This window comes from Streptomyces sp. NPDC107546, assembly GCF_055639175.1.
Map to the genome: position 1 here is coordinate 14228 of NZ_JBVKBA010000027.1, position 14339 is coordinate 28566.

Annotated in this window: 16 protein-coding genes and 1 pseudogene; 8 read left to right on the forward strand and 9 right to left on the reverse strand. The window is 70.8% G+C overall.

The genetic code is table 11. From position 1 onward, the window contains the following. Nucleotides 1–141 precede the first annotated feature (141 nt). The 3 genes from mmpA to ACZ7L1_RS30080 all read right to left on the reverse strand — a co-directional run bounded on the left by mmpA (nucleotide 142) and on the right by ACZ7L1_RS30080 (nucleotide 1407). Nucleotides 142–288, reverse strand: a complete 147-nt coding sequence (gene mmpA / locus ACZ7L1_RS30070; protein WP_471441485.1) for a morphogenic membrane protein MmpA — start codon at nucleotides 286–288, stop codon at nucleotides 142–144. Between the two features lie 62 nt (nucleotides 289–350). Further along, a complete protein-coding gene (locus tag ACZ7L1_RS30075; protein ID WP_471441487.1) occupies nucleotides 351–1049 on the reverse strand; it encodes an endonuclease V in 699 nt (232 codons plus the stop codon). A 34-nt stretch (nucleotides 1050–1083) separates the two neighbouring features. Continuing rightward, on the reverse strand, nucleotides 1084–1407 hold the full coding sequence (locus ACZ7L1_RS30080; protein WP_200420360.1) for a plasmid stabilization protein: 324 nt from the start codon (nucleotides 1405–1407) through the stop codon (nucleotides 1084–1086). Nucleotides 1408–1698: 291 nt separating this feature from the next. On the opposite strand from ACZ7L1_RS30080, the gene ssgD reads away from it, so the two are divergent. Continuing rightward, nucleotides 1699–2115 (forward strand): spore wall synthesis regulator SsgD, encoded by a 417-nt coding sequence (gene ssgD, locus ACZ7L1_RS30085; protein WP_388989988.1) that lies wholly within the window; start codon nucleotides 1699–1701, stop codon nucleotides 2113–2115. Between the two features lie 111 nt (nucleotides 2116–2226). Here ssgD and ACZ7L1_RS30090 read toward each other — a convergent pair whose 3' ends face one another. Then, the gene (locus ACZ7L1_RS30090) at nucleotides 2227–3069 is read right to left on the reverse strand and encodes an isocitrate lyase/PEP mutase family protein (RefSeq protein ID WP_471441489.1); all 843 of its coding nucleotides are present in this window, start codon (nucleotides 3067–3069) and stop codon (nucleotides 2227–2229) included. Between the two features lie 466 nt (nucleotides 3070–3535). Here ACZ7L1_RS30090 and ACZ7L1_RS30095 point away from each other — a divergent pair. From ACZ7L1_RS30095 to ACZ7L1_RS30115, 5 genes and pseudogenes are all read left to right on the forward strand, one after another. After that, nucleotides 3536–4018 (forward strand): annotated as a pseudogene (locus ACZ7L1_RS30095) (ATP-binding cassette domain-containing protein); the annotation flags it as partial. A 264-nt stretch (nucleotides 4019–4282) separates the two neighbouring features. Further along, the gene (locus ACZ7L1_RS30100) at nucleotides 4283–5068 is read left to right on the forward strand and encodes an ATP-binding cassette domain-containing protein (protein ID WP_471441583.1); all 786 of its coding nucleotides are present in this window, start codon (nucleotides 4283–4285) and stop codon (nucleotides 5066–5068) included. Between the two features lie 107 nt (nucleotides 5069–5175). Continuing rightward, on the forward strand, nucleotides 5176–5952 hold the full coding sequence (gene ddaH, locus ACZ7L1_RS30105) for a dimethylargininase (protein WP_471441491.1): 777 nt from the start codon (nucleotides 5176–5178) through the stop codon (nucleotides 5950–5952). A 243-nt stretch (nucleotides 5953–6195) separates the two neighbouring features. Then, complete coding sequence (locus tag ACZ7L1_RS30110; RefSeq protein WP_471441493.1) at nucleotides 6196–7170, forward strand: acyl-ACP desaturase; 975 nt, start codon at nucleotides 6196–6198, stop codon at nucleotides 7168–7170. Between the two features lie 194 nt (nucleotides 7171–7364). Beyond that, complete coding sequence (locus ACZ7L1_RS30115) at nucleotides 7365–7832, forward strand: hypothetical protein (RefSeq protein ID WP_471441494.1); 468 nt, start codon at nucleotides 7365–7367, stop codon at nucleotides 7830–7832. Between the two features lie 36 nt (nucleotides 7833–7868). On the opposite strand, the gene ACZ7L1_RS30120 is transcribed toward ACZ7L1_RS30115, so the two are convergent. After that, nucleotides 7869–8084: a hypothetical protein gene (locus tag ACZ7L1_RS30120; RefSeq protein ID WP_181139054.1), complete on the reverse strand. Its 216-nt coding sequence runs from the start codon at nucleotides 8082–8084 to the stop codon at nucleotides 7869–7871. 52 nt (nucleotides 8085–8136) lie between these two features. After that, nucleotides 8137–8388, reverse strand: a complete 252-nt coding sequence (locus ACZ7L1_RS30125) for a WhiB family transcriptional regulator (RefSeq protein ID WP_471441585.1) — start codon at nucleotides 8386–8388, stop codon at nucleotides 8137–8139. Nucleotides 8389–8748: 360 nt separating this feature from the next. Between ACZ7L1_RS30125 and ACZ7L1_RS30130 the strand changes: the two genes are divergently transcribed. Continuing rightward, nucleotides 8749–9549: a VOC family protein gene (locus ACZ7L1_RS30130; RefSeq protein ID WP_471441497.1), complete on the forward strand. Its 801-nt coding sequence runs from the start codon at nucleotides 8749–8751 to the stop codon at nucleotides 9547–9549. Between the two features lie 205 nt (nucleotides 9550–9754). Continuing rightward, a complete protein-coding gene (locus ACZ7L1_RS30135; protein WP_471441499.1) occupies nucleotides 9755–10975 on the forward strand; it encodes a glycoside hydrolase family 64 protein in 1221 nt (406 codons plus the stop codon). A gap of 8 nt (nucleotides 10976–10983) precedes the next feature. Here ACZ7L1_RS30135 and ACZ7L1_RS30140 read toward each other — a convergent pair whose 3' ends face one another. The 3 genes from ACZ7L1_RS30140 to ligD all read right to left on the reverse strand — a co-directional run bounded on the left by ACZ7L1_RS30140 (nucleotide 10984) and on the right by ligD (nucleotide 14271). Beyond that, nucleotides 10984–12021, reverse strand: a complete 1038-nt coding sequence (locus ACZ7L1_RS30140; RefSeq protein ID WP_471441501.1) for a LacI family DNA-binding transcriptional regulator — start codon at nucleotides 12019–12021, stop codon at nucleotides 10984–10986. Between the two features lie 71 nt (nucleotides 12022–12092). Then, nucleotides 12093–13040 (reverse strand): multicopper oxidase domain-containing protein, encoded by a 948-nt coding sequence (locus ACZ7L1_RS30145; protein WP_471441503.1) that lies wholly within the window; start codon nucleotides 13038–13040, stop codon nucleotides 12093–12095. Between the two features lie 184 nt (nucleotides 13041–13224). After that, complete coding sequence (gene ligD / locus ACZ7L1_RS30150; protein ID WP_471441505.1) at nucleotides 13225–14271, reverse strand: non-homologous end-joining DNA ligase; 1047 nt, start codon at nucleotides 14269–14271, stop codon at nucleotides 13225–13227. Nucleotides 14272–14339: the final 68 nt, after the last annotated feature.

Here is a 14339-nt window from a genome sequence, read left to right on the forward strand (position 1 = left end):
TCCAGTACGGGCACTATCCGACCGAGCAAGCGCTTAGTCAAGCCCGGGCCGCGCCCGCGTACTCTCCGTATGCGCATTCTCGTCTCACGGTAGCCGCAGCCACCGACAACGGCGCGGGTGGGAGCTGTCGCCGGCCGGGCGTCAGGAGCCCCACTCCAGGACCGTGACGACCATCCCGACGATCCAGGCGAGCCCCGCGAGAACGGCGAGCAGCAGAGCGGCCGTCACGGCACGCTCGACGGGCTGGGCGGGGTGGCTCACGGTCTTGGGCGCACGGTGTGTCGTCATGCGCCCCACCCTGCCGATCACGGCGGCGCGGCCACATCCGTACACCTACTCAGGCGCCGTACTCAGGCCGCGGACCCGACCGCCTCCTTGAGGACGCGACGGCACAGGCTGTCGGCGCGCCGGGTGGACTCGGGGATGCGGTACGCCGGGGCGAGCGCGAGCGTGTGCGCGCAGGCGGCGCCGAGGCCGACGCGGTGCCCCACGGAGACGAACACCGGCTTGACGCCCGACTGGGTGCGCAGCGCGCTTCCGACCTCGTCGCTGCCCGCGAGAAGCGGGCTCCTGCTGCCGCGCTCGGTCCCCGGCTCCTCGTAGGTGAACGTGAACGGGTTCTTGGCGACGCCGATCGTGGGCAGTCCGGTGAGGACGCCGAGGTGGCTCGCCAGACCGAAACGGCGCGGGTGGGCGAGGCCGTAGCCGTCGCAGACGACCAGCCCGGGATCGCGGTCCAGGGCCTCCAACGCGGCCAGGACGGTGGGGATCTCCCGGAAGGCGAGCAGACCGGGAACGTACGGGAAGGACACCTCACCGACGGCCGTGGCCTCGGCGAGAGGGACCAGCGTGTTCGCGTCCAGGACGACGGCCGCCGCCGCGACCAGGCCGCGCTCATCGTCGTAGGCGACGTCGACCCCCGTCACGGGGCCGGTCCCGGGCGGCGGCCCCGGTTCGTCGAGGATCACCCGGCCGCGCAGCTCGTCCTGTACGGCACGGGCCTCTTCTTCGGTCGCGGGCCAGCCCGCGGGGGTGCGTACGGTGGTCATGGTGGTGACGAGCGTACGACCCCGCGGCCCGCCGTCACTTGCCCAGAGCGCGCTGCAGCTCGCTCTTGTTCATGTCCGAGCGGCCGCGGATGTTGCGCCGCTTGGCCTCCTCGTACAGCTGGTCGTAGGTCTGTCCCTGGGAGCCCTTGCCCGAGCGCTGTCCGCCGCGCTTGGCGGACGACTTGTCCTGGGTGGACGTGCGGCTCGCGGTCTTGGACTCACCGGAACGGGCGCGCTCCTTGTTCACGGTCCGCGCCGCGATCTCCTTGGCGCGCCCCTCGCTCTCCCCGCGGTCGCGTGCGCTCTCCTTGATGTGCTCGTACTGACGTTCCCGCTTGGGGCTCGAGCCGCGTGGCATGACCGTCACTTCCTCTCCGGATGCGGGTTGCTCCACGGGTACCCCCTTTCGCCGCGGTTCACCGTCGACCCCCGCCCGGGAACCGTACGCGCGTGCGCGGTGTCCTCCCCGGTGTCCCGGGACCGCGGGACACCGCAGTGATCGCCCTCACCGTGCACCGTCCGGTGGCATGGACTCGGTGACAGAGGTCACTCGCATTTCATGTGCACGGATTGGCCGATTCCATCGTCTCTTCAAGTGCCTGGCCTCATCCGCCCGAAGTCCGTCCAGCCGTCACAAGGGAGCAAGGCGTTGTCCACCGTCATCGAGCAGCCCGTGGAGGCCCGTCTCGTCGCTGCCGCGCCACGTATGCCGAGCATTCCGGCCGTGCTCCACTACGACCGGCGCGACCCGTTCGCCGTCCGCATGACCTTCCCCGCCCCGGCCACCCTGGAGGGTGTGGAGGTGTGCTGGACCTTCGCCCGCGAACTCCTCGCCGCCGGCCTGGAGGGCCCGGAGGGTCACGGGGACGTCCGGGTGCGGCCGTACGGCTACGAGCGCACCGTCCTGGAGTTCCACGCCCCGGAGGGCACCGCCGTGGTGCACGTCCACTCGGACGCGATCGAGCGCTTCCTGCGGCGGACCACCGAGCTGGTGCCGGTGGGTCTGGAGCATCTTCAGGTCGACCTGGACCACGACCTGGCGGAGCTGATGCGGGACGCGTGCTGAGCTCCTCGGTGCGCCCGCTCGCCGTCCTTCGGTCCGACGGCGCGTGCGGCCATCCGTGGCCGGTCGCGCCCACTCGGCGGAGTCCGGACAGGGTCACGACCCCGCCTCCCTTCAGGACTTCTGACGGCCCCCGCCCAGCAGCCCGTTGAGCTCCCCGTAGTCGAGGCCGACGGCCAGTGCCTCGTACGTTCCCGCGTCGAGCAGCTCCCGTGCGGCGCGGCGGACCAGGGCGTGGGCGGCCTGCGCGATGCCCGAGCCGACACTGATCCGGGCGACGCCGAGGGCGGCCAGTTCGGTGACCGTGGGCGCACCCGGGCCGGCCATCACGTTCAGCGGGCCCTCGATGCCCTCGGCGAGCGCCTTCACCGTCACCGGGTCGACGGCCCCGGGGACGAACACGCCGTCCGCTCCGGCGGCGAGAAACGCTGCGGCCCGCTCCAGGGTCTCCTCCAGGCCTCCGGCGCCGCGCAGATACGTGTCCACGCGCGCGTTGACGAACAGCGGCACCCCGGCCGCCTCGGCGGCCTCCCGCGCGGCGGCGATGCGCGCCGCCTGCTCGGCGACCGGGCGCAGCGGGGCGTCTCCGCCATACAGGCCGTCCTCGATGTTGACGCCGACGGCGCCCGCCGCCAGCACCGCCCTGATCGTGTCGCCGACGCCCGCGGCGTCATCGGCGTACCCGGTCTCGATGTCCGCGCTCACCGGCACGGTCACCGCGTCCGCGATCCGGGTCAGGGCCGCGAGGGCGTCACCGGCGGAGAGCCGGTCGCCGTCGGCGGCGCCCAGCTCCCAGGCCAGCCCGGCGCTCGTGGTGGCGACGGCCGCGGCCCCCGCGTCCTCGACGAGCCTCGCGCTGGCGACGTCCCAGACGTTGGGCAGCACCAGCGGACGACCGGGCACATGCAGGGAACGGAAGGCCAGGGCCTGCTCACGCGGCGATGTCTTGTTCGTCATGCCGACAAGTCAACCAGCGCGCGGAGGCCGGTGGCTGGCGGAAATCCGACATGCGGGTGGAGCGACAAGGGCGAGGGGGACCGGGGACGTACTCCGCGCTTTTAAATGCGTTGACGCTCTCACGAGCCCCCCCGTACGGTGTTCAACGCTTCTGTTGCCGCCGGGAGGAGAAGGACGTTGCTCGTCTGAGGTCTTGAGACACCGCGTCACACAGCGCTGTCTGTGCCTGTGTGCGCCGCGTGCGACCTCGGCGTTCGAGCCGTCCTTTCGGTGCGGAGCTTCTCTTCCCTCCGTTCGCGGACCGTCGCCTCATGCGGTGTCTCACACGCGTTGCCCGACGCCCATCCCCCTGAGCAACCGCGAGGCCCGCATGGCACCTTCCATCACCTGTACGTCCCTGTCCTTCTGCTGGCCCGACGGCACCTCCGTCTTCGACGACCTCCAGGTCGCCTTCGCCGCCGGCAGGACCGGACTCGTCGGAACCAACGGCTCCGGGAAGTCGACCCTGTTGAAGCTGATCGCCGGTGAACTCACCCCGGCTTCGGGCACCGTACGCGTCGCGGGAGCGGTCGGCCATCTTCCGCAGAACGTGGCGCTCGACACCGCACTGCGGGTCGACGAGGCCCTCGGCATCGCCGCCCAGCGCGCCGCGCTGCACGCCATCGAGGCGGGCGACGTGGCGGAGAAGCACTTCACGACCGTCGGCGACGACTGGGACGTGGAGGAGCGCGCCGAGGCGGTACTCGGCGAACTCGGGCTCGCCCACATCGGGTTGGACCGCACCATCGGCGAGGTCTCCGGCGGCGAGTCCGTCCTGCTGCGGCTGGCCGCGCTGCTGCTGCGCCGCCCGGACGTGCTGCTGCTCGACGAACCCACCAACAACCTCGACCTGTACGCGCGCAGACGGCTGTACGCGGCGGTCGAGGCGTGGCCGGGGGTCATGGTCGTGGTCAGCCACGACCGGGAACTGCTCGACCGTGTCGACCAGATCGCCGATCTGCGCGCCGGGGAGATCACCTGGTTCGGCGGCACCTTCTCCGCGTACGAGGAGGCACTGGCCGTCGAACAGGAGGCGGCGGCGCGCATGGTGCGCGTCGCCGAGGCCGATCTGCGCAAGCAGAAACGTGAACTGACCGAGACACAGGTGAAGTTGGCGCGCCGCAAGCGGTACGGGCAGAAGATGTGGGACAACAAACGCGAACCGAAGATCGTCATGGGGGCGCGCAAACGGGCCGCACAGGAGTCGGCGGGCAAGCACCGTCTCCTGCACGAGGAGCGGCTCGCCGAGGCCCGGGAAAGACTGGACGAGGCGGTCGAGGCGGTGCGGGACGACGACGAGATCCGCGTCGACCTGCCGTACACGGCGGTACCGCCGGGGCGGTCCGTCCTGACGCTGCGGGACCTGGAGCTGGCGTACGGCGCCCGTGTGCACGGCGGCCTGGAACTGCGCGGTCCCGAGCGGATCGCGCTGATCGGGCGCAACGGTGCGGGCAAGACCACGCTGCTGCGCACCATCGCGGGCGAGTTGGACCCGGTGGCGGGCGAGGCGACGGCGCATGTGCCGCTGCGCTTCCTGCCGCAGCGGCTCGACGTCCTCGACGACGGGCTGACGGTCGTGCAGAACGTGGCCCGGTTCGCACCCGCCGCCACCAACAACCGGATCCGGGCACGCCTGGCCCGCTTCCTGTTCCGCGGTGGCCGGGCCGACCAGCCGGCCGGAACCCTGTCGGGCGGCGAGCGCTTCCGCGCCGCCCTGGCCGCGCTGATGCTCGCCGAGCCCGCGCCGCAGCTGCTGATGCTGGACGAGCCGACCAACAACCTCGACATGGCGAGCGTGCGGCAGCTCACCACGGCCCTGGAGTCGTACCAGGGCGCGCTGGTCGTGGCGAGCCACGACCTGCCGTTCCTGGAGTCGATCGGCATCACACGCTGGCTGCTGCTCGACGGAGAGCTGAAGGAGACCACGCCGAAGGCCGTCGGGGAGTCCGACCGGCCCTGACCGGGGCCGCGTCCGGTTCGCACGGTGGCGGAACCCGGGGCTTTGTCCCCGGGTTCCGGCCCTGCATGATGGCGGGCGACATCATCAGCCGAGACGGAGTTCCGCACGTGCCCAGCAAGAAGGCCCTCATCCGCCGACCCAGCCCGCGCCTTGCCGAGGGGCTGGTGACCCACATCGAGCGGGAGAAGGTCGACGTCGATCGCGCGCTCGAGCAGTGGGAGGCGTACGCGCGGACGCTGCGCGAGCACGGCTGGGAGACGATCGAGGTGGAACCGGCCGACGACTGCCCGGACTCGGTGTTCGTCGAGGACACGGTCGTGATGTACAAGAATGTCGCACTGATCACACGACCGGGTGCCGAGTCACGGCGCGAGGAGACGGCGGGCGTCGAGGAGGCCGTGGCCCGGCTGGGCTGTTCGGTGAACTGGGTCTGGGAACCGGGCACCCTCGACGGGGGTGACGTCCTGAAGATCGACGACACGATCTACGTCGGCCGCGGCGGACGCACCAACGCGGCCGCCGTCCAGCAGATGCGCGCGGTGTTCGAACCACTGGGCGCCCGGGTGGTCCCGGTGCCCGTCACCAAGGTGCTGCACCTGAAGTCGGCGGTCACCGCACTGCCCGACGGCACGGTCATCGGCCATGTGCCGCTGGTGGACAAGCCGTCGCTGTTCCCGCGCTTCCTTCCGGTGCCGGAGGAGTCCGGGGCGCACGTCGTGCTGCTCGGCGGCGACAGGCTGCTCATGGCGGCCGACGCGCCGAAGACGGCGGACCTGCTCGCCGACCTCGGCCATGAACCGGTCCTGGTGGACATCAGCGAGTTCGAGAAGCTCGAGGGATGTGTGACGTGCCTTTCGGTGCGGCTGCGGGAGTTGTACGACTGACCGGCCGAGGCGGCCACCCGTTCGTCCCCGTCGACCTCGCGTCGGCGGGGACTTCAATATGCCCGGAAAGAGCCTCCCCCTCGGGGTCGTCCGGGCGTACGGGCGGGGCTTTTACAGCGTGCTTAACCTACGGCTTCGTAACCTACGGATTCGTAGGCTACAAATTCGTAGCCTACGATCCCGTAAGTTCCGGCACCGCTCGCCGGCTGCACCACTGTTCCTCCCTGTCTCCCTGGAGTTCCTGTGACGCCCACCTCTCCCCACCTCGGCAGCCCCTCCGTCTGGACCGACGCGCGGCTGCTGTACGCCCTGGAGGAAGTGGTCGAGAACGAGCTGAACCGGCACCTGAAGGTCGCCAAGGACTGGATGCCGCACGAGTACGTCCCCTGGGGCGACGGCCGCAACTTCCCGGGCTTCTTCGAGGACGGCGTGGCCTGGGAGAAGGAGCAGTCGAAGGTCACCGATATCGGCCGGATCGCGCTGGTCGTCAATCTTCTGACGGAGGACAACCTCCCCAGCTACCACCACGAGATCGCCACACTGTTCGGCCGCGACGGCGCTTGGGGCACCTGGGTGCACCGCTGGACGGCGGAAGAGGGCCGGCACGGCATCGTGATGCGGGACTACCTGCTCGCCTCCCGCGCGGTCGACCCCGACCAGCTGGAACGTTTTCGTATGGCGCACATGAGTGAGGGCTTCGAGTCGGACAACCGGCACTCGATGCTGCACTCCGTCGCCTACGTCGCCTTCCAGGAGCTGGCCACCCGCATCTCGCACCGTAACACCGGCCACCAGTCCGGCGACCCCGTCTGCGACCGGATGCTGGCCCGCATCGCGACCGACGAGAACCTGCACATGGTGTTCTACCGGAACCTGCTGAAGGCCGCGTTCGAGATCGCGCCCGACCCGACCATGCAGGCGGTGCGGGACGTCGTGGTGGGCTTTCGCATGCCCGGCCACGGCATCCCCGGCTTCGAGCGTGCCGCCGCGCAGATGGCGATCGGCGAGGTGTACAACCTGCGCATCCACCACGACGACGTACTCCAGCCGGTGCTCCGCTTTCTGAAGGTCCTGCAGATCGACGGCCTGGGCCCCGAAGGCCTCCGGGCTCAGCAGGAACTCGGCCTGTTCATGGACGGCCTCGACACCGAGGCCACGCGGTTCGACGAGAAGCTGGCCGCCCGCAAGGCCCGGATGGCGGCCAGGGACGAGGCGTAACCGCGCCGAGTACTCGCATCCGAGTCCGTATCCGCCTCCGGATCCGCCGCAAACGCCACCTCGCGCCACCCTGTTCGCCGCACTGAGGCATCCCTCAGCATGCATATGCCGGGTGGACGTCCGCGCGGGCCAACCCGCCCGGCCTGTCCCTGTCGTACGCCTGGTCGGGCCGGGTGGCGCCCCTGGAGCGGGTCATGACGAATGCGATGTGGATGCGAGGCGTCCAGTGGCTGGCCGCCGCCGCACCGGACCCGCCCGCCTGCGCACAGCAGTGGGAGCGGGGCGACGGCACGGTGCTGCTGGAGGCCGGACGCCACTGGGACGTGGTGAGCGTTCCGCGTCGGCTGGGGCTGCTCGTCCTGGACATTCTGTGGGACGACCCGCTGCGGACACCGGGACCGACGCTGGTGGACTCGGCGGCGCTCAGGGTGGGTTTCTTCGTGCCGCCGGATCCGCCCGGTCACTGGGCGGGCGCCGGGGTCCGCCATGCGAGCAGGGGTGCCTGGGTCGCCGTGCCCCCTCCCTACCGGCCCGCCGGTTCCCTGGAGTGGATCGTCCCGCCCGACGGAAGCGGGCTGCTGCATTCCCCGGTGGTCCTGCGGCGGGCGCTGCGCCGGGCGGGCGAGACGCTCGCCGTACTGGCAACCGTCAGCGAGGACTGACCCCCGACCCTCCCCCGGTCACAGGGGTCCCAGGTCCTAGGCGGCCTCGTAGTGGTGGGCGTCCGCACCGCGCCACTTCACCCACGCCGGATCGTCGAGCAGGTCCTCGGCGTCGGGCAGCCCGGCCCGGCCGAGGAACTCGATCACGTCCTCGTCGGAGAACGCCACTCCCAGGCTCTCCCCGCGCGCGGTAACCCGGCGGCCGCCGGTGCCCGACGGCGGGTGAACGATGACAGGAGCCCGTCCGGACATGTCTCCAGCATCGTCCCGGGCGTCCGGCCGCGCATCCGGACGGGTGCGACTCTCACTTGCTGTACGGCGTCCGCCTCAGCTGCAGCCGCTCCTTCTCGGAGAGCCCGCCCCAGACGCCGAACCGTTCGTCGTGGGTGAGCGCGTATTCGAGACACGCGGCACGACTCTCGCACAGCCCGCAGATACGCTTCGCCTCCCGCACCGAACTGCCCGGCTCGGGGAAGAAGAAATCGCCCCCCGTCTGCGCACAGAGCGCCTGGTCCTGCCAGGGGATGTCGGACGCGATGATCGCTTCTATGTGCATGGCCGAGATCGTGCCGCGCGGCGAAAAACGTTCGATCAACACGTGATCAATGACGGGCCGGCCGTCCCCGAGGTCCGCCGCGACCGGGGACGACGCCCCACGACCTCGCAGGCTCGACGTCGTGCGGCACGGCCTCGCAGGACTCCCGTCCTCGTGCGGCCCTGTCCTCGTGCGGCTCCCGATGATGTCCTCGCCTCATCGCGCCGCGCACGGCGGCGCGCCGAGAAAACCATGACGGGAGCGGACGCTGTCGATCACCCGTCGTCACAGGAACCCGCCGTGTCATTCCGGCGGCGATTGTCAGTGGGGGGTGGAAGACTCGGCAGAGCAGGCACCGGGAACCCTCGAAGGAGGGCAGAGATGCTCACCACCCGTTTCGTCAACGGCGCTCCGAACTGGCTCGACATCGGCACCCCGGACATCGACGGCGCCAACTCCTTCTACGGTGGTCTCTTCGGCTGGCAGTTCCAGTCGGCGGGCCCCGACGCCGGCGGCTACGGCTTCTTCCAGCTGTCCGGCAGGACCGCGGCCGGCGGCATGCAGACCACCCCGGAGCAGGGGCCGCCGTCCTGGACCGCCTACTTCCAGAGTGCCGACGCGGAGGCCACCGCCAAGGCGGCCGAGCAGTCCGGTGGCAGCGTGCTCATGCGGCCCATGGACGTGATGGGTGAGGGTCACATGGCCGTCCTCGCCGACACGGCCGGCGTGCCGTTCGGCATCTGGCAACCGGGCCGCACCAAGGGCATCGAGGTGGCCGGCGACCCGGGCTCGCTGTGCTGGGTCGAGCTGTACACGCCGGACATCGCCCGCGCCGCCGCGTTCTACCGCCAGGTGCTCGGCTGGGAGACCGAGGGCGTCCCCTTCCCCGGCGGCACGTACACGTGCATCAACCCGGAGGGCGGCGGCCGGGACGACATGTTCGGCGGCCTCGTCCCGCTGGCCGACGACCCCACGCAAGCGGAGGCCGGTGCGCACTTCCTGCCGTACTTCGAGGTCACGGACGTGGACGCCATGGTGAGCAAGGCGCAGGAGCTGGGCGGGAGCGTCCGGACGCCCGCGACGGACATCGAAGGGGTGGGCCGTATCGCCGGGCTCGCCGACCCGTACGGAGCCCGCTTCGCAGTGATCAAGAGCGCACCGCCGCAGCCGCAGCAGAGCTGACGCCGGTCGGTCCCGGGCGCGGTGCCGGGGCTCCTGTTCGCACGCTCCGCGCTCCGCTTCCACCCGCCCCGAGGCGGTTCCCAGGCTGTCACTTCTTGAACGCGAAAAATTTTTGAGAGCGCTCTCAGTCATAACCCTTGACGCTTCAACTCCCCCTGGGAACAGTGGGACCACTCCTCTCCCCCCCACATCCCAGGAGCCCTTCGTGATATCGCGCCGAGCGTTTCTGTCCGCGGCCACCGCGGCCGTCACCTCCCCCGCCTGGTCGGCCGCCCTCGCCCCCACCACCGCCAAGGCAGCCCCCGCCACCTGTCAACTCGCCCTCCGCAACGCCTCGTTGCCGGGCACGGTCCGGGCATACGTCACGGGACACGAGCAGTCGACCGGCAACTGGATGCTCCTGCGCGCCGACGGCAGCGTCTACCGGCCGGGCTCCCCCGCCGCGCCGCACACCCCGCTCCCCGTCGACTGTGCGATCCCCCTGGGCCCTGCGGGCTCATCTCCCACCGTGCTGACGCTTCCCCAGATGTACGGTGCCAGGATCTACTTCGTGCGGGACGCCACCCTCGACTTCTTCCTCAACCCGGGCCCGGCCCTGGTGGAGCCCGCCTTCGCCACCCCCGCCGACCCCAACTACGGCAAGACCTGGTCGTTCTGCGAGTTCACCTTCAACTCGGCGCAGTTGTACGCGAACATCAGCTATGTCGACCTGGTGACCGCCCTCCCGATCGGGCTCACCCTGGAGGGGGACGCCACCCACACCGTCGCACCACTCCCCGACGGCGCCGTGGACAGGATCGCCTCGGACCTTTCGGCCCAGGCCGCGAAGGACGGGCAGCCCTGGGACAAGCTGGTGATCCACGGCTCGGACGGCAAGGTGCTACGGGCCGTCTCCCCGCAGAACCTGATGGCGCCGTACTTCGACCGGCCCGACCGGATGCCGTTCCGCGACCTGTGGACCGCCTACATCGACCAGGTCTGGGCGAAGTACCGCGCCACGGACCTGAGGATCGACCTCCAGGGCGGCCGGGGCGTGTTCACCGGCCGCGTCACCGGTGACACGCTCACCTTCACGGGCGGGCACACCTTCTCCAAGCCCACTTCCAGGGACGTCTTCACCTGCGACCACGGGCCGTTCGCCAACAACCCGGGGGACCCCGACGACAGGAAGGCCCTCCTCGCGCGTCTCGCGGCCGGCTTCAACCGCTCGCTGATGCTCACCCACCCGGACCAGCCGAACGGCCTGACCAGCGCGGACTACTACCAGGGCGAGGTGACCAACCACTGGGCGCGTGTCGTGCACGCGAACTCGCCGATCGGGTACGCCTTCCCGTACGACGACGTGCGTCCGGACGGCCGGCCGGACGTCTCGGGGGCGGCGTACGACGGGAACCCACGCCGATTCACGGTGACGGTCGGTTCATGACCGTCGCGTCACGCCGACGCCCGCCGTACCAGCGTCGTCGGCAGCACCACGCTCGACGGCGCGCCGCCCACTGCCTGCCCGTCACCCCGCCGGTCGAGGCCGCGCAGCAGGAGCCGGGCCATCAGACCGCCCATCTCCTCGATGTCCTGGCGGACCGTCGTCAGCGGCGGGTCGGTCTGTTCGGCGACCGGCAGCATGTCGTCGAAGCCGATGACGGCGACGTCGTCGGGCACCCGGCGGCCCTTCTCGCGCAGCACCCGCAGGGCGCCCGAGGCGCTCAGGTCGTTGGCGGCGAACACGGCGTCCAGGTCCGGGCGGCGGCGCAGCAGCTCCCGCATCGCCCGTTCGCCGCCCGCCGGCGTGAAGTCCCCCTCCACGACGAGGCCCGGGTCGGCGTCGACCATCACGTCGCGGAACCCGTCGAGTCGGTCCACTGCGGACGTCTGGTCCAGGGCGCCGGTGATGTGCGCGATACGGCGGCGGCCGAGCCCCACGAGATGGCGCACGGCCTCGCGGGCACCGCCGCGGTTGTCGCTGTCGACGTAGACGGCGCTGCGGGTGCCGTCGCCCCAGCCCGGCCGCCCGCCGAACACGGTGGGCACTCCGGCCCGCTGCACCAGCTCGGGCAGCGGGTCGTCGAGGTGCAGTGAGAAGACGAGCGCGCCGTCGACGTGCCCGCCGGCGAGATAGCGGCCGACCCGGGCGTGGTCGGCGCGGCCCTCCGTCAGCAGCAGGACGAGCTGGGAGTCGTGGGCCGTCAGTTCCTTGCTGATGCCGCGTAGTTGCAGGGCGAAGAAGGGGTCCGCGAAGACCCGGGTCTCCGGCTCTGCGATCACGACGGCGACCGCGTCGTGCCGCCTGGTGACCAGGCTGCGCGCGGCCTGGTTCGGCACGTACCCGAGTTCCGCCACGGCGCGGCGCACCCGCTCGACGAGGGGTTCGCGCACTCCGTCGCCGCCGTTGACGACGCGGGACACCGTGGCCCGGGAGACCCCGGCCCGGGCAGCCACGGCCTCCAGCGTGGGGCGCGGCGCGGTCTCGGTCACGTGGGGCTCCTCCTCGGCGGTTGCCGATCAGGATAGCCCCGGCCGCCCCACCGTTGAGAGCGCTCCCAGATCTAGTGCTTGTGCGACGAATCGTCGTATTCGGGGATCGTCCCGTCCTCTCTCCGCACGAGGAACAGCCCGGCCATCCCCTTGTCGGAGTGCCTTTGGACGTGGCAGTGGTACATCCACGCGCCCGCGCCGCCCGACTCGCCCGCGATGACCTGGAAGCCGAAGGAGACACCGGGACCGGCGACCCTGGTGTCGATGAGCGGGCTCGAGTCCTCGGGGCCGGCGAGCAGTCCCGTGCGGTTGTCCGCCCACCGGTGACCGTGCAGGTGGAACGTGTGGAAGTCGTCCCCGTGCGTGATCATCACGAACTCGACGCGCTCCCCAACGACGGCCTCGAAGGTGGGCCCGGAGTGCCCCTTGCCGTTGTTGATCGACGTCTCGTTGAACACGAGGGTGTGGGTGGTGTCGGGGAGGATGTCGCCCTGACGGCGCACGATCAAGGCCCCGAACAGGCCCGCGTGTACGCCACCGGTGCCGTGCGAGGTGCCGACGGCGTGGTCGTGGTAGTGCCAGTAGCCCGCGCTGCCCTCCCGATAGGTGCCGTCGTTGCGACGGCCGGGGGCGTGCGTCTTCCACACGTAGGTGCGTTTGCGGCCGGGTTTCACGAGGCTTTCGGTGAGCTTCGTCCCGTCGTTGCTGATCGTGTAGTCCACCCCGTGGACATGCAGGCCCGCCGAGACGTCCAGCCGGTTCTCGAACTCGATGTACAGCGTGTCGCCCTCGACCAGCTCGATCACCGGGCCCGGGATGGTCGCCTTCTTGCCTGCGAGGCCGTAGCCCATCCGTCCGTTACCGAGCTCCGCAGCGAAGAGCTTGATGTGCCTCTCCTTGCCACCGGCGGGCGCCGTCCGCGGCCCACCGTCCGCGAAAGCCTCGGGAGCGAGTGACAACGATGTCGCGACGGCGGCGCCACCGATCAGCATCCGTCGGTGAAAGCTGCGTCTGTCCATGCGGAACTCCCCATCCTCGTACGCAATTCATGGAGAAGAGCCGCTGGGGCGAACAATGGACCGGTAGCGGCACAGCGCGAGCTTATCCACACAAAGAAGACATTCTTTGTATTGACGACATACCGACATATAAGTGTCATGTGACGGGTGACGTCCGCGCGGGTCAGGGGGACGTCACAACACATCAGGAGGCGGCCGGACCCTCAGGGGTCTCCGGCTTGCGCTCCCGCCGTGCCCGGCTCGGCTGCACGCGCTTCGGCTCGCCCGGCATCTTCGGGTACTCGGGCGGATAGGGCAGGTCGCCGAGTCCGTGGTCGTGTTCGTCACGGCGGGCGAGTTCGAGGAGCGCCTCGAGGGAGAAGGCGCGGTCGTCCATGTCCGCGTGGACGTCACCCAGTTGGGCGAACCGGCGGGGCATGGTCGCGAGGTCGAAGTCGCGGGGTTCCGCGTCGTCGACCTCCTCCCAGCGCAGCGGCGCCGACACGGGAGCGTGGGGCCTCGGGCGTACCGAGTAGGCGGAGGCGACGGTGCGATCACGGGCGGTCTGGTTGTAGTCCAGGAAGATCTTCTCGCCCCGCTCCTCCTTCCACCAGGCGATGGTCACGTGCTCGGGCATCCGCCGCTCCATCTCGCGCCCGACGGCGATCGCGGCGCGGCGCACCTGGGTGAAGGTCCAGCGGGGCTCGATGGGCACGAAGACGTGCAGGCCGCGGCCGCCGGAGGTCTTGGGCCAGCCACGCAGCCCGCCGTACTCGTCGAGGACGGCGCGCAGTTCATGGGCGGCGCGCACCGCGTCGGCGTAGTCGGTGCCGGGTTGCGGGTCGAGGTCGATGCGCAGTTCGTCGGGGCGGTCGACGTCGGCGCGGCGCACCGGCCACGGATGGAAGGTGAGCGTGCCGTACTGCGCGGCCCAGACGACGGCACCGGCCTCGGTCGGGCACATCTCGTCGGCGCTGCGGCCGCTGGGGAAGGTGATGTGCGCGGTGGGGATCCAGTCGGGCATGCTCTTGGGCGCCCGCTTCTGGAAGAACCACTCGCCGGTCACCCCGTCCGGGTAGCGCTCCAGGGTGGTGGGTCGGTCGCGCAGGGCGCGCAGGATGCCGGGCCCGACGGCCATGTAGTACTGCGCGAGGTCGAGCTTGGTGAAGCCACGCTCCGGGAAGAAGACCTTGTCCGGGCTGGACAGCCGTACCGTCCGGCCCGCCACCTCCAGCTCCACCGCATCGCCCATGCGAGCCACGGTAGGCGCCCGCCCCCCTCCTCGCACACCGGGCGAACCGCCTCGCCGGGCAGCAGAAT

Coding starts and splice junctions, on each gene's coding strand:
- mmpA (WP_471441485.1), bottom strand. CDS start 288: ATGACGACACACCGTGCGCCCAAGACCGTGAGCCACCCCGCCCAGCCC.
- ACZ7L1_RS30075 (WP_471441487.1), bottom strand. CDS start 1,049: ATGACCACCGTACGCACCCCCGCGGGCTGGCCCGCGACCGAAGAAGAG.
- ACZ7L1_RS30080 (WP_200420360.1), bottom strand. CDS start 1,407: ATGCCACGCGGCTCGAGCCCCAAGCGGGAACGTCAGTACGAGCACATC.
- ACZ7L1_RS30090 (WP_471441489.1), bottom strand. CDS start 3,069: ATGACGAACAAGACATCGCCGCGTGAGCAGGCCCTGGCCTTCCGTTCC.
- ACZ7L1_RS30100 (WP_471441583.1), top strand. CDS start 4,283: ATGGGGGCGCGCAAACGGGCCGCACAGGAGTCGGCGGGCAAGCACCGT.
- ACZ7L1_RS30115 (WP_471441494.1), top strand. CDS start 7,365: ATGACGAATGCGATGTGGATGCGAGGCGTCCAGTGGCTGGCCGCCGCC.
- ACZ7L1_RS30120 (WP_181139054.1), bottom strand. CDS start 8,084: ATGTCCGGACGGGCTCCTGTCATCGTTCACCCGCCGTCGGGCACCGGC.
- ACZ7L1_RS30125 (WP_471441585.1), bottom strand. CDS start 8,388: ATGCACATAGAAGCGATCATCGCGTCCGACATCCCCTGGCAGGACCAG.
- ACZ7L1_RS30130 (WP_471441497.1), top strand. CDS start 8,749: ATGCTCACCACCCGTTTCGTCAACGGCGCTCCGAACTGGCTCGACATC.
- ACZ7L1_RS30145 (WP_471441503.1), bottom strand. CDS start 13,040: ATGGACAGACGCAGCTTTCACCGACGGATGCTGATCGGTGGCGCCGCC.
- ligD (WP_471441505.1), bottom strand. CDS start 14,271: ATGGGCGATGCGGTGGAGCTGGAGGTGGCGGGCCGGACGGTACGGCTG.